Annotated in this window: 12 protein-coding genes; 3 read left to right on the plus strand and 9 right to left on the minus strand. The window is 66.2% G+C overall.

Annotated features, from left to right (window positions below; genetic code table 11):
- From RS899_RS09915 to RS899_RS09955, 9 genes are all read right to left on the minus strand, one after another.
- Complete coding sequence (locus tag RS899_RS09915; protein ID WP_045207506.1) at positions 1-768, minus strand: amino acid ABC transporter permease; 768 nt, start codon at positions 766-768, stop codon at positions 1-3.
- Between the two features lie 11 nt (positions 769-779).
- Complete coding sequence (locus RS899_RS09920; RefSeq protein WP_315809778.1) at positions 780-1,586, minus strand: ABC transporter substrate-binding protein; 807 nt, start codon at positions 1,584-1,586, stop codon at positions 780-782.
- A gap of 141 nt (positions 1,587-1,727) precedes the next feature.
- Entirely contained in the window at positions 1,728-2,393 is a 666-nt protein-coding gene (locus RS899_RS09925; protein WP_138525715.1) for a GntR family transcriptional regulator, read from the minus strand.
- Between the two features lie 393 nt (positions 2,394-2,786).
- Entirely contained in the window at positions 2,787-4,760 is a 1,974-nt protein-coding gene (locus RS899_RS09930) for a PhoX family phosphatase (RefSeq protein WP_315809779.1), read from the minus strand.
- A complete protein-coding gene (locus tag RS899_RS09935) occupies positions 4,757-5,512 on the minus strand; it encodes an energy transducer TonB (protein ID WP_246084913.1) in 756 nt (251 codons plus the stop codon). The genes RS899_RS09930 and RS899_RS09935 overlap by 4 nt, the downstream gene beginning before the upstream one ends.
- Positions 5,509-5,946 carry a protein TolR gene (gene tolR, locus RS899_RS09940; protein WP_315809780.1) on the minus strand — a complete coding sequence of 146 codons (438 nt, stop codon included), beginning with the start codon at positions 5,944-5,946 and terminating at the stop codon, positions 5,509-5,511. Before tolR ends, RS899_RS09935 begins: the two co-directional genes overlap by 4 nt.
- A gap of 13 nt (positions 5,947-5,959) precedes the next feature.
- Positions 5,960-6,664 carry a protein TolQ gene (gene tolQ / locus RS899_RS09945; RefSeq protein ID WP_138525409.1) on the minus strand — a complete coding sequence of 235 codons (705 nt, stop codon included), beginning with the start codon at positions 6,662-6,664 and terminating at the stop codon, positions 5,960-5,962.
- Between the two features lie 42 nt (positions 6,665-6,706).
- Positions 6,707-8,590, minus strand: coding sequence for a phytase (locus tag RS899_RS09950; RefSeq protein WP_138525410.1), 1,884 nt, complete (start codon positions 8,588-8,590; stop codon positions 6,707-6,709).
- A 58-nt stretch (positions 8,591-8,648) separates the two neighbouring features.
- Positions 8,649-11,162, minus strand: coding sequence for a TonB-dependent receptor (locus RS899_RS09955; RefSeq protein ID WP_315809781.1), 2,514 nt, complete (start codon positions 11,160-11,162; stop codon positions 8,649-8,651).
- A 349-nt stretch (positions 11,163-11,511) separates the two neighbouring features.
- Between RS899_RS09955 and RS899_RS09960 the strand changes: the two genes are divergently transcribed.
- The 3 genes from RS899_RS09960 (at position 11,512) to mqo (ending at position 15,441) form a co-directional block, all read left to right on the plus strand.
- Positions 11,512-12,432: a GGDEF domain-containing protein gene (locus tag RS899_RS09960; protein WP_280056337.1), complete on the plus strand. Its 921-nt coding sequence runs from the start codon at positions 11,512-11,514 to the stop codon at positions 12,430-12,432.
- Positions 12,433-12,442: 10 nt separating this feature from the next.
- Positions 12,443-13,513 (plus strand): AraC family transcriptional regulator, encoded by a 1,071-nt coding sequence (locus tag RS899_RS09965; RefSeq protein WP_138525413.1) that lies wholly within the window; start codon positions 12,443-12,445, stop codon positions 13,511-13,513.
- Positions 13,514-13,806: 293 nt separating this feature from the next.
- Positions 13,807-15,441 (plus strand): malate dehydrogenase (quinone), encoded by a 1,635-nt coding sequence (gene mqo / locus RS899_RS09970; protein ID WP_315809782.1) that lies wholly within the window; start codon positions 13,807-13,809, stop codon positions 15,439-15,441.
- The last annotated feature ends 162 nt before the right edge of the window (positions 15,442-15,603 follow it).

The following is a 15,603-nucleotide window of genomic DNA, read 5'->3' on the forward strand; positions in this document are numbered from 1 at the left end:
TCAACGCCCCCTCAGCAGTTTCATCGCCTGCCGGCCGAACAGGCGGTTCGAGGCGGCTGGCTGGCCATCGGATTTGCCGAAGCGCACTTCCAGCCAGCGCTGGAAGAAGCCCCACAGGGTGGTCAGGGCGAGGAAGTAGATCGCCACGACCAGGTACAGCTCGAACACGCGGAAGGTCGCCGAGGTGACCATCTGGGTGCTCAGCAACAGTTCCTGTACGCCGATCACGCTGACCAGCGTGGTGTTCTTCAGCATCACGTTGAACTCGTTGCCCAGCGGCGGAACGATCACCCGGAAGGCCTGCGGCAGCACGATGCGGCGCATCAGCTTGGGGAAGGTCATGCCGAGGGATTTGCCGGCCTCGTACTGGCCCTTGTCCACCGCACCGATACCGGCGCGGATGATCTCGGCCATGTACGCGCCTTCGTTGAGGCCCAGGGCGATGATCGCGGCCTGGATATTGCCCGGCAGGATGAACAACCCCAGGTCCAGGTCCTCGAAGCGGAAGATCCCGCCAGCAGCCAGCGCGGTGTAGAGGAAGACGATCTGCACCAGCAGCGGCGTGCCGCGCATCAGCCACACGTAGAAACGCACCGGGTATTGCAGCAGCGGATTGGTCGACAGGCGCATCAGCGCCGCCAGCAGCCCGAGCACGCAGCCCAGGAGCATGGCGCTGACGGCGATCACGCAGGTCAGCCACAGGCCGTAGAGGTAGATATCGCTCGGTCGCAGCAGGTACTGCCAGAACACGTCCCAACTGAAGTTCATGTCTCGTTACCTCAGTCCAGTTTGTCGCCTTCGATATGCCACTTGGCCAGGAGCGCGGCGTAGCTGCCGTCGGCCTGCATGTCCTTGATGATCTGGGTGACGGCTTCGCTCAGCTGCTTGTCTTCCTTGCGGATGCCCAGGCCGGTAAGGATGCGCGCGAAGGCCGGCACGCCGATCTCGAACAGGTCCGGCGCGGTGCTCTGGTAGTAACCGGCGGTTTCCACGGTGGTGCCGTAGGCGTCGGTCTGGCGGATGCGCAGGGACTGGAAGGCGTCGGTGTCGGTGTTGTAGACCACCACTTTCATCGGCGGCTTGCCGGCCTTTGCCAGCTTCTCGTTGTGGGCCTCGAGCAGGGTACGGATGGTTGAACCGTTGAGCACCGCGACCTTCTTGCCGGAGAGATCGTCCAGGGTGTGAATGCCCTCGGGGTTGCCCTTGCCGACGACCACGGCCTGGCTGGAGTACATGTAGTTGACCATGTCGATCACTTCGCGCCGCTCGGGCTTGTCGAACAGTTGGTCGACAAGCATGTCGCACTGACCGGCGAGCAGCGCCGGGATCAGCCCGGAGAAGGGCGTGATGCGCCAGTCGATCTTCTTGTCGCCCAGGCGCTTGGCGATGGCTTCGCCCAGGTCGATGGTGACGCCGGTGAGCTTCTGGTTGGCGTCATAGAAGCCCATGGGCGGGGAGTCCATGCCGCCGCAGAAGGTGACCTTGTTGGCGTTCTGCAAGCGGTCGGGAATCTTCACATCGGCATGCGCCAGGGGGGCGGCCAGGCAAAGGGCGAGAAGGCATTGCGGGATCCTGCGTTCGAACATGTTGCTCTCCGGGGTGGGGTTGCCAGGGGCAGTTCAGGGACACAGAAGTACGGGTCTAGGCGCCCGTTGCTTCGATTCTCTTCTTCGTGGATCGGCTTCGTGGATTTCGTTTGGGTGGATTGCGCGTTGGTGGATGGCGCCTCAGGTGGCTTGCGCCTCGAGGAATTTCGCCAGGGACGGGATGGTTCCCTCGATGTGGTCGCAGATCACCCGCTCGGCTTCGCGGGCATCGCCCGAGCGCAGGGCGTCGAGGATCACCGCGTGTTCCTCGCGGGCGCTCATGGGCTTGTCGACGTGCTGCAGCCACAGGCGCATGTGCGGCTCGATCACGGAGTAGAGCGCGGTGATCTGCCGTTGCAGGCGCGGACGTCCGGAAAGGCTGCAGAGGTATTCGTGGAAGGCGCGGTGGCGGCTGACCCACCCGGCGCTGTCGTCGCGGTAGTCGTCCATTTCGTCGAGCATGCGTTCGAGGCGGGACAGGTCGCGGTCGGTGAGTTGTGGCACGGCGAGGCGGATGGCCAGGCCTTCGAGGGCGCTGCGCATCTCGAAGACTTCGCGCATTTCCTCGATGTTCAGGCCGCTGACGATGGCACCGCGATTGGGTCGCAGGGTCACCAGGCCCTCGGCGTCCAGGCGCTTGAAGGCACCACGCACGGGCATGCGGCTCATGCCGATGTCGCTGGCGATGTCCTCGGCCACCAGGCGGTCGCCGGTCTTGTAGCGGCCGGTGCAGATGGCCTGGAGGAGATAGTCGTAGGCCTCGTCTTCGGCGCTCATCGGCGGGCGGGCAGCGGGTACCAGGCGCATGGGGTGTTTCCTCGTGGATTTTTGGATCCAATTATCCATGCATGCAGTTAAGCAGTTGCCGTGCCAATGCTGGCGAAATGATCGGAACTGGCCGGGGTAGAGCGGTAGGCGTAGGAAGGCGGGGTGGGAATGACGGAATGGGACGGGGCGAAACGGTAACGGATAGGGTATTTCGTGCGCGCTTGCGGTGCGCTTCGGTAACGTTGTGGTGCATGGTGGGCGCGTATGTGTAGGAGCGGGCCATGCCCGCTACCAAACCCGTGTCGGGCGCTTGTGGCCGGAAAATTGGGTTGGATACCGGCCGGATCGCGGGTGTGGCCGCTTCTATAGGTTCTACGCTCGCTCCTGCTCTTCGTAGGGGCGAGCTTGCTCGCGAACCGGCTCGGCCGGCGGTTACGTCCCGATCACGCCCCCATCGTCCTTGGTGATCACCAGCGTCGTCGAACGCGGGATGCTCTTGCCGTCGCTGGCCGGGAAGCTGATGCCCGGGTGCTGGATATTCACCCACAGCGTCTTGCCATCCGGCGTCTGGGTGATGCCGGTCAGCTCGCAGCCGCGCGGGCCGACCAGGAAGCGCCGCACCTCGCGGCTGTGCGGGTCGGCGCAGAGCAGCTGGTTGCAGCCCATGGCCTGCATTGGCGCTTCGGCGTCGTCGTAGTCGGTCTCGATCCACAGGCGGCCGGCGGTGTCGAAGTACAGGCCGTCCGGCGAGGAGAAGATGTCGCCGTTGATGGTGCCGATCAGGTTCTCCGGCGCGTTGGCGCCCTTGTGCTCGCCGGCCAGCAGGAAGATTTCCCACTGGAAGGTGGTGGCGGTCGGATCGCCGCCGGTTTCGTTCCAGCGCAGAATCTGCCCGTGGAGGTTCTCCTGGCGGGGGGTGGCGGCGTCCACCGGCTGCTTCTTGCCGCGCGCGTCGTTGTTGGTGAGGCTGACATAGACCTCGCGGGTGGTCTGCTGTACGGCGACCCATTCGGGGCGGTCCATGGGCGTGGCGCCGAGCTTGTCGGCGGCAGCGCGGGCGTTGACCAGCACTTCGGCCTGGCTGGCGAAACCGTTCTCGGCGGTCAGGCCGTTCTGCCCGTGCACCAGCGGCAGCCACTGTCCGCTGCCGTCGGCGTTGAAGCGGGCGACATAGAGGGTGCCCTCATCCAGCAGGTCAATATTCGCCGCGCGGTTGTTCGGCTCGTACTGGCCCGCCGGGACAAACTTGTAGATGTACTCGCCCTTGGTGTCATCGCCGTAGTAGAAGGCCATGCGGTTGTCGGCGCCCAGCGAGAGGGTCGAGCACTCGCGGCAGAAACGGCCGACGGCGGTGCGCTTCTTCGGCGTGGAGCCGGGGTCGAAGGGGTCGATCTCCACCACCCAGCCAAACCGGTTCGGCTCGTTGACATGGCCGCCGTGGGGCTGGTCCGCCTTGGGCGTGGCGTCGAAGCGCTCATCCACCGCTTCCCAGGCGTAATAGTTGCTGAACTGGCCGTTGGACAGGCCGTAGCGCTTGTGCGAAACGCGCTGGGCGTAGTCGTCCTTGTCGCGGTTGACGAAGTACTGGTGCCAGTTCTCTTCGCAGGCCAGGTAAGTGCCCCAGGGCGTGACGCCCATGGAGCAGTTGTTCAGGGTGCCGAGCACCTGTCTGGCCTCGGGGTCGCTGGCGGTGCGCAGCAGGTCGTGGCCGGCCAGGGGGCCGGACAGGTCCAGCGGCGAGCTGCCGGTGATGCGGCGGTTGTAGCTCGAGCCTTCGACACGCTGCCAGTGGCCGCCGGCGTCCTTCTTCACCTCGATCACGCTCAGCCCGTGGGCGGCGATCTCCTTGCGCACTTCGCCTTCCGGGCGGCCGCGCGAACCATCGGGGCGGGCCTCGAAGGTCTGGCCCTTGGGGTGCAGCGTCGGGTTGATGTACTCGTGGTTGATCACCAGCAGGCCGTGGCTGTCCGGCGCATCGGGGAAGGGGAAGTAGTGCATGCCGTCATGGTTGTCGCCGGCCTGCAGCTCCTGGGCTTTCCAGTCCTCGCTGGCGTCGCCTTTCCAGGCCGGCGAGCCGCTCACCACGGCGTCGCCCCAGGAGAAGAACGGCCGTGCGCTGTAGCCTTCGGCGACGATCACCCGGTCGAACTTCGGGTCCTGCTGCACCGGCACGCCCTTGAAGCCCAGCAACCCGGTGGGCACCGGGGCGTCGGCGGCGAACAGCGAGCGGCCGGGGAACAGGCTGCCGCCAAGGAAGCCGACGGCGCCCAGCACCAGGCTGTTCTTCAGCAGGCGGCGGCGCGAGGCATCGATGAGCTCGCTCATCGGCACGTTGCCGGAGGGGTTGATCGGCTGGTCGTCGAAGGCGGAAAGCTGGGCGTGGAAATCGGTTGGTTCAGCACTCATCGGGACGTCTCTTGGATCCGGTAATGGAAGGTGTTGCGCACGTTGGCCACGGTGACGGCCTGGCCGTCGATCACCCGTGGCTGGTAGCGGAAACGGGTGGCGGCCTGTAGCGACGGGCGCTCGAACACACTGTGGCTGCAGGCGCCGGGCACCACGCGCGGGTCGCGCACCGAGCCGTTGGGGGTGACGGTGTATTCCACTGTGCAGTCCCCCTCCAGGCGCCGATCGAGGGCTGTGTCCGGGTAAGTCGGGGCCTTCTTCACCAGCGGCTGGTAGTTCTGCGCGGCGCGGGCAGCTTCGGCGGCAGCGGCTTGTTGCGCGGCAAGTTGGCGGTCGCGCTCGGCACGGGCCTGCTGTTCGGCCTGCTGACGTTCGCGCAGCTCCTGTTCCCGGCGTTGCTGCTCGGCGAGGCGCTGCTGCTCCTGGCGTCGCTCTTCGCGTTGGCGATCCTCGCGCTCGCGTTGTTCGGCCTTGCGCCTGGCCAGTTGGGCCACATCGGGTTGCGGCTTGGACGGGGGCGGCTCGGCCTGCGGCGCTGGCGTGGTGACGGGCTCGGGAGGCTGCACCGCGGGGGGCGTCGGGACCACGGGGGAGGGGCTCGGCAGGCTGACCAGCGCGGTGCGCATCACCTTCGGCGCCGGTGTCGTCGGCGCGGATGGATGGAAGCCGATGTACAGGCCGACCAGCGCCAGGGCGTGCAGCCCCGCGCTGATGGCGGCCGGCAGGGCGCGGCGGGTGATCCTCGGGTTCACGATTGCGGGGCCTCGGTGATCAGCCCGACATCACTGACGCCGCCGCGTTGCAGCGCGGCCATGGCGGCGATCACCCGGCCGTAGTCCACCGCCTGGTCGGCGCGGATCAGCACCTGGGTGTCGGTACCCAGGCGGGTGAGCTTGGCGGTCAGCTCGTCCAGGCTGCCGGCAACGTCGGTGCGCTGCTCGGTGTCCACCTGGCTGCCCAGGTACCAGTGGTAGCCGCCGTCGGCCTGTACCGTGAGGGTCAGCACCGGGCGCTCGGTTTCACTGGGCAGCGCTTTGCTGGTCACCTTCGGCAGCTCCACCTTCAGGCCCTGCTGGATCATGGGTGCGGTGACCATGAAAATCACCAGCAGCACCAGCATGACGTCGATGTAGGGCACCACGTTCATTTCCGCCTTGGGCGCGTGCTTGCTGCGTATGCGTCGCATGGCCGGCCTCCGTTCAGGCCGCCGCGGCCAGCGCCGGGGCGGCGTGGATGCGGCGGTTGAGCTGGGCCTGCAGCTGTTCGGCAAAGGCGCAGTAGCGCCCCAGCAGCTGATCGGAACCGGCGGCGAAGCGGTTGTAGGCCATCACCGCCGGGATCGCCGCGAACAGGCCGACGGCGGTGGCCACCAGCGCCTCGGCAATGCCCGGTGCGACGGTGGAGAGTGTGGCCTGTTGCACGCCGGAGAGGCCGATGAAGGCGTTCATGATGCCCCAGACGGTGCCGAACAGGCCGATGTAGGGGCTGGTGGAGCCAACGGTGGCGAGGAACGGCAGGCCCCGCTGCAGGCGTTCTTCCTCCTGGGCGATGACCACGCGCATGGCGCGCTCGCTGCCTTCGATCAGCAGCGCCGGGTCGATTCCCGGCTCGTCGCGCAGGTGCAGGAATTCCTGGTAGCCAGCGTGGAAGATGCGTTCGACGCCAGCGTCCTCGCCGGGCTCGGCGGTTTCCCGGAACAGCCGCGGCAGGTCACCGCTGGCCCGCCAGCGGGCTTCGAAGGTGCGCAGGCGGCGACGGGCGCTGCCTAGCAACAGGCTGCGCTGGACTATCACGTACCAGCTCAACAGCGAGGCGGCCAGGAGGATCAGCAGCACGGCCTGGGCGAGCGGGCTGGCGGCTTCGACCAGCCCCCAGAGGCTGGTATGTTCGAGTGTGGCTTGCATGGTGGTCTCCCGGTAGGGCTCCCCTTGAGGGGAGCGCGGTGGTCAGTCGAGATCGAGGACACGGGCGACTTCCGCCCAGGGCACGTACTTGAAGTTCTGCGTGCCTTCGGGCAGGCGCTTGCGGCCGTCCTGCACCACCAGCATGCCCTGGCCGAACGCACCGCCCAGGTTGGCCGAGGTAACCTCGATGCCGTCGGTTTCCGAAGTGCCGTCGATACCGGCAGCGGCGTTCAGGCCAACGCGGAAGGCACCGCGCACGCGGTAGGGTGCTTTGGCGTCGAGCACCAGGTAGCTGTCGTTGCCCTGGCTGGAGACCAGCAGGTAGCTCGCCTTGGCGCCTTGGTAAAGGGCCAGGCCCTCGACGTCGTCATGCAGCAGGTCGCCCACGGCCAGTACCTGTTCCGGCACGCCAGGTGTGTCGGGCTCGGCGCCGAGGGTCCAGACGGCCACGTCTTCCTCGCCGAGGAACAGACGCTGGTTGCGATCATCGGCAACGCAGCCCTCGGGCTGGCTGGCGACGCGGAACTCGCGCAGCAACTCGCCCTTCACCTTGCCGTTGGGGGCACTGAGGCGGTATTGCTGGAAGCGACCGTCCTTGTCGTTGACGAAGGCCTGAATGTCGCCGTCGCGAGGGGCGTACAGGCACAGGCCGTAGACTTCTTCCAGTGGCGTTGGCACGCGGCCGATCTCGCGCACCTTGCCGTCAGCCGGCTCGATGGCGAACAGCGTCAGGCTGTTGTCGCTGCGGTTGCTCGCCACCGCCAGGTCGACGCGGCGATTGCCGAGCCGGAAGCCGTGGCGCACGTCGACATTGTTCACCAGACCGGAAGCCAGGCTCTGCAACTGGCGACCCTGGAGGTCGAAGACCAGCAGGCCTTCCTGCTTGTTGGTGCCCAGTACGCGGCTGAGTTTCGGGTTTTTCGCGCTGACCCAGATCGCCGGGTCATCGGCGGCGTCGCCATGACGCTGCACGCTCTGCGTCTGCACCGCCGGCATCACCTCGGGCAGCGCGCGGGGGCCTTCGGCGTGTGCGGGCAGGGCAGGGACTTCGGCGTGGTAGTAGTGCCCGCTGGTATCGTCCTGCAGGACGATGCGCAGCGTGCCGGCCTGTTCGGCGGCTGCGAGTTGTTCGGCTTTCTTCGGGCCACTCAGTGCAATCGCGCCGAGGTTCTCCCAACCGTTGCCCTGACGCACGTAGCGTTGCAGGGCCGGGCCCTTGTCCAGCGCGAGCACACCGCCGGATACCACCGCCAGTCCGCTGACCGATCCGGCGAGATTGCCATAGGGCGCGCTCAGGTCCACCGGCAGGCGGCTGCCGTCTGCCTCCGGGTTGGCACCATAGGCCCACAGGCCGATGCCGGGTTCGTCGACGTACAGGGTGCCGTCGCTGTCGTCGGTACGGCACAGCTCGGCGCTCGGCGGCAGGGCCAGGCGTCGCACCTTGCGCGCCTCGCGTTCGAGTCGCTGGCCGTGGCCGACCAGCCATTGCTCGCCCTGGCCGTTCTCGCCGACCAGGAACAGGTAGAGGTTGGCGCTGGCGTCACGGTAGAGGCACTGGCCGTTGACCGCGAAGTCCGGGCTTGGCAGGCGCAGTGCAGCGCCCCAGTGGCCGTTGCCGGCCAACGGCTGCAACAGCGGCTGTTGGCGTTCGCGGTCGAAAGTGGCGAGCAGGCTACCGTCGCCCCAGGGGCGCTGGTCGAGGAAGTCGTAGCGGCCGGCGAGACGACCGCGTTCGCTGCCTGTCTCGTCCAGCAGCAGGAGGCCGTCGCGCTTGCTGGCGACGACGCTGCCGGCGCCGGGCAGCAAGGCGATGGCCTGGGCCTTGGCACGGGTCGGCCAGGGTTGCAGGGCGACGGATTCGGCGCAGGCATGGCCGGCCAGCAGCAGGCCGGCGAGCAGCGGAGCAAGGGAGTAGCGGCGTTTCATGGAGGGCGTCTGTCCTTGTGGTGCTGCGCGGACGCCGGCGGACCGGCGTGCGCGGTCCTCAGAAGTGGGTGAGGGTCAGGCCGACGGTGTAGGTCGGGCCGTACTCTTCGTACTGGTAGTTGTAGCGACGGTGGCCGCTGTAGATGTAGTAAGGCTCATCGCCGAGGTTCTCGGCGTTGAAGAACACCTGCAGGTTGTCCGTCAGCGAGTAGCGCGCGCTGAAGTCGATCTGCGTCTGGTCGTCGACACGGCTGTCGTAGCGCTTGTCGCTGACGTTGCCGACCTCATAGATGTAGTCGGACTTGTAGTTGGCGGTCAGGCGCAGGCTCAGGCGGTCCTTCTCGTAGCCGATGAGCAGGTTGCCGGTGACGTCGGATTGGCTGGGCAAGTCGATGTTGCGCTGGTTGCCGTCGGCATCGGCGATCTCGGCGCGCGAGCGGCTGAAGGTGGCGTTGGCGCCCAGCAGCAGGCCGTCCCAGGGCGCCGGGAGCATGACCATTTTCTGCGACCAGGCCAGTTCCAGGCCGTAGACCTTGGCCTTGTCGCCATTGGCGAAGGTGGACGCCTCGTCGAAGTCCGCCCAGGCGCCGCTGCCGGCGAGGTCGGTGTTGTAGACGAAGTTCTTGATGTCCTTGTAGAACAGCGACGCCGAAACCACGCTGGCGCGCCCCAGGTAGCGCTCGATGGCCAGGTCCAGGTTGTGCGAGCGCAGGGCGGCGAGGTCCGGGTTGCCGAACTCCGCTTCGTCGCCATCGATGGCATAACCGGGCGCGAGTTGTTCGAAGGTCGGGCGCACCACGGTGTTGGTCCAGGCGGCGCGAATCTGCGTCTGGTCGTCCAGTTGGTAACGGGCATGCAGGCCTGGCAGCCAGTTGTGGTAGTCGCGCTTGCGCTCGATGGCCTGGTAGTCGCCGTTGTCGATGCCGGTGCCCCTGGCCTCGAAGTGCGTGCCCTCGTAGCGCAGGCCGGCGATGAAACGCCAGTCACCGACGTCCACGGTGTTCATGAAGTAGCCGGCGTCGATGTCTTCGTGCATGCGGAAGTCATTGATGGTGGAGGCTTCCTCGTCGTAGTACTGCGCCGAATCCAGCCCGCCGATCAGGCGCTTGACCGCGTCGGCGGATATTCCCTGGCCGAACTTCTGCAGGCGGTAGTGCACGGTGCCGTCCAGGGCGTTGGCGAGGTTCAGCTGGTCGTCGCTCAGGCCGGCGTCGGCGAGGTCCTCGTACTGCCAGACCTCTTCGTCGTTGTCCTTGGTGCGCCGGCTGAGCTTGCCGCCGAATTTGAAGGTCGACGGGTTGCCGGCCAGGTCGTAGTCGCGGGCCAGGTCCAGACGCAGGTTCTTCTCGCGGTCCGATGTGTAGGACTTGCCCCACTCGACCTTGTCCAGGCTGAACTGACTCGGGTCGTAGAACGCCGGGTCGATGTTCAGGCGTGGCTTCTCGCTGTCGTACCAGCCACTGTCCATGTCGCCGCCGCTGTAAACGGCCGGGTCGATGTGGCCGGGGCTGTCCTCGTCGGATTTGCTCCAGCCGGCCTGGCCGCTGAAGGTCCAGTCGCCGCGGCGTTGCTCGCCGCCGAAGACGTAGGACTGGATGGTCTGGGTTTCCTCGCGGTGTTTCAGGCGGCGCTCCACCTCGGCTTCGCCGCTTTCGCCTTCGGCCAGGGCGTCCTCGAAGTCGATCTTGGTGGACTGGCGTGTCTCGTTGTCCTTGAACTCGCTGTAGAGCGTGCGCAGCCAGAGCTTGCTGTCGTCGTCGGGGCGGTAGTCGAAGTTCAGCGCGCCGCCGCTGCGCTCGCGCTGGATGTCGTAGTCACGTTGCTCCAGGCTGTTGAGTCGGGCACCGTCGTCGAAATCCCAGTCGCCGCCGGTCTCGACGTTGTCGGAACCGAACTTGCGCTTCTGCCAGCTCAGTGCGGCGGCCACGCCGAAGTTGTCGATGCCGTCGCCGAGGCTGAAGCGCTGGCTGGCGGCGCCGGAGTATTTCGGGCTGAAGCGGTTGGTGTTCTCGTCGTAGCTGGTCTGTGCGGTGCCGCTGAAGAACAGGCCGTCGTGATCGAAGGCGGAGAGGCTTTCAACCTCGATGGTGCCGCCCAGGGAGTTGGCGTCCATGTCCGGGGTCAGGGTCTTGACCACTGACAGCGACTGGATCAGTTCGCTGGGCAGCACGTCCAGCGCCACGGCACGGCGTCCGGCCTCGGGCGAGGGCACCAGGGTGCCGTTGATGGTGACGGCGTTGAGGTCCGGGCCGAGGCCACGAACCCGTACGAAGCGGCCTTCGCCCTGGTCGCGTTCGATGGAGGTCCCCGGTACGCGTTGCAGGGCTTCGGCGGCATTGCTGTCGGGCAGCTGGCCGATGCTGTCGGCGTGTACCACGCTCTCCACGCTGTCGGAGCGGCGCTGCTGGCGCAGGGCCTTGTCGAGGCTGTCGGCCTGACCGTACACGGTGACGCTTTCGCCAACCTCGGCAGCTTCCTCGGCCCAGCCCGACGGTGTGGCGGCGATCGCCAGCGCCAGGGCGCTGACCTTGAACAGCGGACGCAGCGTCCGCGGCAATTGTTGATCGATCACGGCATTTCCCCTTGTGCCCGTTCCTTCGACCGGGGCGATTCGGCCCGGTCAACTGGGGAGCGGAAGCTAGGCAGCGGGAATGACGGTTACGTGACAGCGATGGCCTGCGAGCCCCGGAATACCGGGGTTTCAGCCGTGGCAAGGGTGTTTTTGAGCCCAATTGACCCGGTGCGTTCGGCTCAGCCCCGGCGGCAGGTCGCGCCGCGTGGCGTCGGTGTTGGCGGCACAGGTTTTTTTTGCAGGATGAGGGCAGTTTCGAGTGAGCCGATTGCACCCTCGGTACTGTCATCAAAGCATCACGCGGACCTGTTTGGCTGGCCTCCGTCACTCGTTCGCGGATACCACTCCCATGTCCAACCTGCTCAAGCTGCACCGGCTGAAACTGATCGCGCTGGTGGCGCTCGCCAACATTGGCCTGCTGCTCTACCTCGCGGCCGGGCACATCAAGACCTGGGAGCGGATCGACTGGCTCGACGTGGTGGGCGAGGGTGGGTCGGCGCTGCTGGCGTTCTGCTGGGTATGCCTGGTGCTCGCGCACCGGCCTGCCGGGCGAGTCACTACCTTGCTGGCGGTGGGGCTGGGCGCGGTGTTCTTCTCCATGTGGATGGACGCTCTCGACGAGTTCATCCAGTTGCCCGCCGAGATTTCCTGGGACCACTGGCTCGAGTCGGCGCCGATGCCCATCGGCCTGCTGCTGATCACCCTGGGTCTGTACCATTGGAGCAAGGAGCAGAAGGCCCTCGGCCAACAGCTGAGCAAGCGCGAGCGGCTGTTCCGCGAGCACCTGCACCATGACCGCCTTACTCCGCTCAATGGCGCGGCCTACCTGCGCCGGCAGATCGAGCTGGAGCAGCGTCGCTCTGGCGAGGAGCAACAGGCGTTTTCCCTGGTGCTGGTGGACCTGGACGATTTCGCGCCCTTCAATCGCCAGCATGGTCATGCCGAGGGTGACCGGGTGCTGCAGGCGGTGAGCCAATTACTGTTGCTCAACCTGCGCCACTCCGATCTGCTGTGCCGGCTGGCGGGCGACCGTTTCGTCGCACTCCTGCCTGGCACTGGCGAGGCCCAGGCCTGGCGCATCGCCGGGGAGCTGGAGCGCGCGGTGCGTTCCTATGCGCACAAGAGCATGCCGCAGGGCGAAAGCCTCGCCCTCAGTGCCACTGCCGTGGCCTGCATGGCGCGTGATGAATCAGCGGACAACCTGCTGGAGCGCCTGAGCCTGGCCATGGCGCGGGCCAAATCGCGGCCGCGACTGGCGCGCAGCGCGTGAGGTGTGCCGCATGGATGCCCGACTGAACTACTACGAGCGCGACCTGCGCTTCATCCCGGCGCAGCACCAGCCCGCCTGCCTGCTCGACCTGGCGCTCAGCCGCGAACTGGACAGCCATCGCCTGTTGCGTGGCACGGGGCTGTTCCAGGAAGACATCATCGCGGGCCAGCGGCTGATCAGCGTCGAGCAGTACCTGCGGCTGGTGGACAATTGCCGGCAGGGCAGCGGCGGCGAGGAACTGGGTTTTCTCTTTGGCCAGCGCTTGCTGCCGGGACATCAGGGCGCCGCCAGTGGTGCGCTGATGCACGCGGCCAACCTGCAGGAGGCGCTGGAGTTGCTGATCCGCCACCGTGCGCGTTTCAGCCCGCTGCTTGCACCGCGCCTGCTGGTGGAGGAGCGCGTTGCCTGTCTGTACTGGGTGGATGCCTGCGGTATCGGTGGTGCCCGGCGTTTTCTGGTGGAGAGCGGCATGACGGCGGTCACCTCATTGTCACGTTGGCTGTCGGAGGAGCGCCTGCCGTGGAAGTATCTGTTCGCCCATGAACGACCTGACTATATCGAGCAGTACCAGGCGCACCTGGGGCTCAACCTGCAGTTCGACTGCCATGTCGACGCCATGCTGATCCCCCGCGAATACCTGGTGAAACCCTGGCCGCGCGCCTCACTCACCGCTGGCCAGGCGGCGCAGCGCGATGCCCGGCGCGAGCAGGACCAACTGGGCCTGCGCGAAGGCGTGCTGGAACATGTGTACCGCCTGCTGCAGCGCGAGGCCCGCGATCCGCTGAGCCTCGATCAGCTGGCCGAGCGCATGGGCATCAGCCCGGCCACCTGCAAGCGCAAGCTGCAGAAGCACCAGACGCACTTCCAGGCTGTGCACGATGAGGTGCGCAAGCACGTGGCGCTTTATCTGTACTGGTCACAGGGCTATAGCAACGAGGAAGTCGCGGAGTACCTGCGCTTTACCGACACCACCAACTTCCGTCGCTCGTTCAAGCGCTGGACGGGGCGGGTGCCCAGTGCCGTGCGCGACCTGCGACCGGGGCGCGACAGCTGGCAGGAACACCGCGTAACGGATAGTTGAGCGAAACGGTTGGTGATGAGGTGCGCTTTCTATAGAATGCGCAAACGTTTCAGCAGACCATGCATCCCTCCCACAACAAAAGCCAAAGCCGAAGGCTTTGCGTGTCTCTCTGCGCAGGACGTCCCTCATTCCATCAAGCAGGCCTCAGAGCCGGCGGAGGAGGGAACTGAGTCCCGACTCATCCTCGTCATCTGTCGCCTTGCCCATCGTTCGCGCCCTGTGCGCGGGGTCCGGCCTTCACGCTGAATGACGCTGGTGGGGAAGGCCAAGCCCTAACGACGAGAAACCTTTCGATGATCAAGAAAGTTAGCGGGGCGCTGCTGGGCCTCGCTCTGGCAATGAATTGCGCGCCCGCGTTCGCGGAAACCAAGAAGGTCGATGTGCTGCTGATCGGCGGCGGCATCATGAGCACCACCCTGGGCGTCTGGCTCAACGAGCTGGAGCCGGGCTGGAGCATGGAGATGGTCGAGCGCCTGGACGGCGTCGCCCAGGAAAGCTCCAACGGCTGGAACAACGCCGGCACCGGCCATTCCGCCCTGGCCGAGCTGAACTACACCCCCGAAGATAAAGATGGCAACGTCACCATCGCCAAGGCGGTGGAGATCAACGAGTCCTTCCAGATCTCCCGTCAGTTCTGGGCCTGGCAGGTGCAGAACGGCGTGCTGAAGAACCCGCGCTCGTTCATCAACTCCACCCCGCACATGAGCTTCGTCTGGGGCGACGACAACATCGCCTTCCTCAAGAAGCGCTACGAGACGCTGCAGGCCAGCCCGCTGTTCCGTGGCATGCAGTACTCCGAGGACCCGGCGCAGATCGCCAAGTGGGTGCCGCTGATGATGCAGGGCCGCGACCCGGCGCAGAAGATCGCCGCCACCTGGACGCCGATTGGCACCGATGTGAACTTCGGCGAGATCACCCGCCAGTTCGCCGGCTACCTGCAGACCAGGCCGAACTTCAGCCTGAAGCTCTCCAGCGAAGTCGAGGACATCACCCGCAACGACGACGGCACCTGGCGCGTCGAGTACAAGAACCTCAAGGACGGCAGCGTCACCGAAACCGACGCCAAGTTCGTCTTCATCGGCGCCGGCGGCGGTGCACTGCGTCTGCTGCAGAAATCCGGCATCGAGGAAGCCAAGGACTACGCCGGTTTCCCGGTGGGCGGTTCGTTCCTGGTCACCGAGAACCCGACCATTGCCCAGCAGCACCTGGCCAAGGCCTACGGCAAGGCATCGGTCGGCGCTCCGCCGATGTCCGTGCCGCACCTGGACACCCGCGTGCTGGACGGTAAGCGCGTGATCCTCTTCGGGCCGTTCGCCACCTTCTCCACCAAGTTCCTCAAGGAAGGCTCGTACCTCGACCTGCTGGGCAGCACCAATGTCCACAACGTCTGGCCGATGACCCGCGTAGGCATCGACGAATACCCGCTGGTGGAATACCTCGCCGGCCAGCTGATGCTGTCTGACGACGACCGCCTCGCCGCCCTGCGCGAGTACTTCCCGGAGGCCAAGGCCGAGGACTGGCGTCTGTGGCAGGCCGGTCAGCGCGTGCAGATCATCAAGCGAGACGCGGACAAGGGCGGCGTGCTGAAGCTCGGCACCGAGATCGTCGCTTCCGCCGACGGCAGCATCGCCGGCCTGCTGGGCGCATCGCCGGGCGCTTCCACCGCCGCGCCGATCATGCTCAACGTGCTGGAGAAGGTGTTCAAGGACAAGCTGGCTACCCCGGAGTGGCAGGCCAAGGTCCACCAGATCGTCCCCAGCTACGGCACCAAGCTCAACGACAGCCCGGAGAAAACCTTCCAGGAGTGGAGCTACACCGCCAAGGTCCTGCAACTGGACCCGCCGCCGGCCATCGACCAGGCTCCGGCTGCACAGCCGACCGACGCCGCTCCGGCACCGGAAAAGGCCTCCAGCGATATGGCGCTTTAAATTGCCTCGCTGAATAAGCGAGTTCCGAAGGCCGGACTTAAAGTTCGGTCTTCGGAATTCCTTTATTGAACATCCTCTATTTCGCCATTTGCCGAACTTTAGTCAGGGCGATCTGCCCGGTATAACGCTCGGGCTTCCCGCTTTATCTCTCACTTCCCTTGA

It is taken from the genome of Pseudomonas sp. C9-3, from assembly GCF_032392015.1.
Lineage (GTDB): Bacteria > Pseudomonadota > Gammaproteobacteria > Pseudomonadales > Pseudomonadaceae > Pseudomonas > Pseudomonas nitroreducens.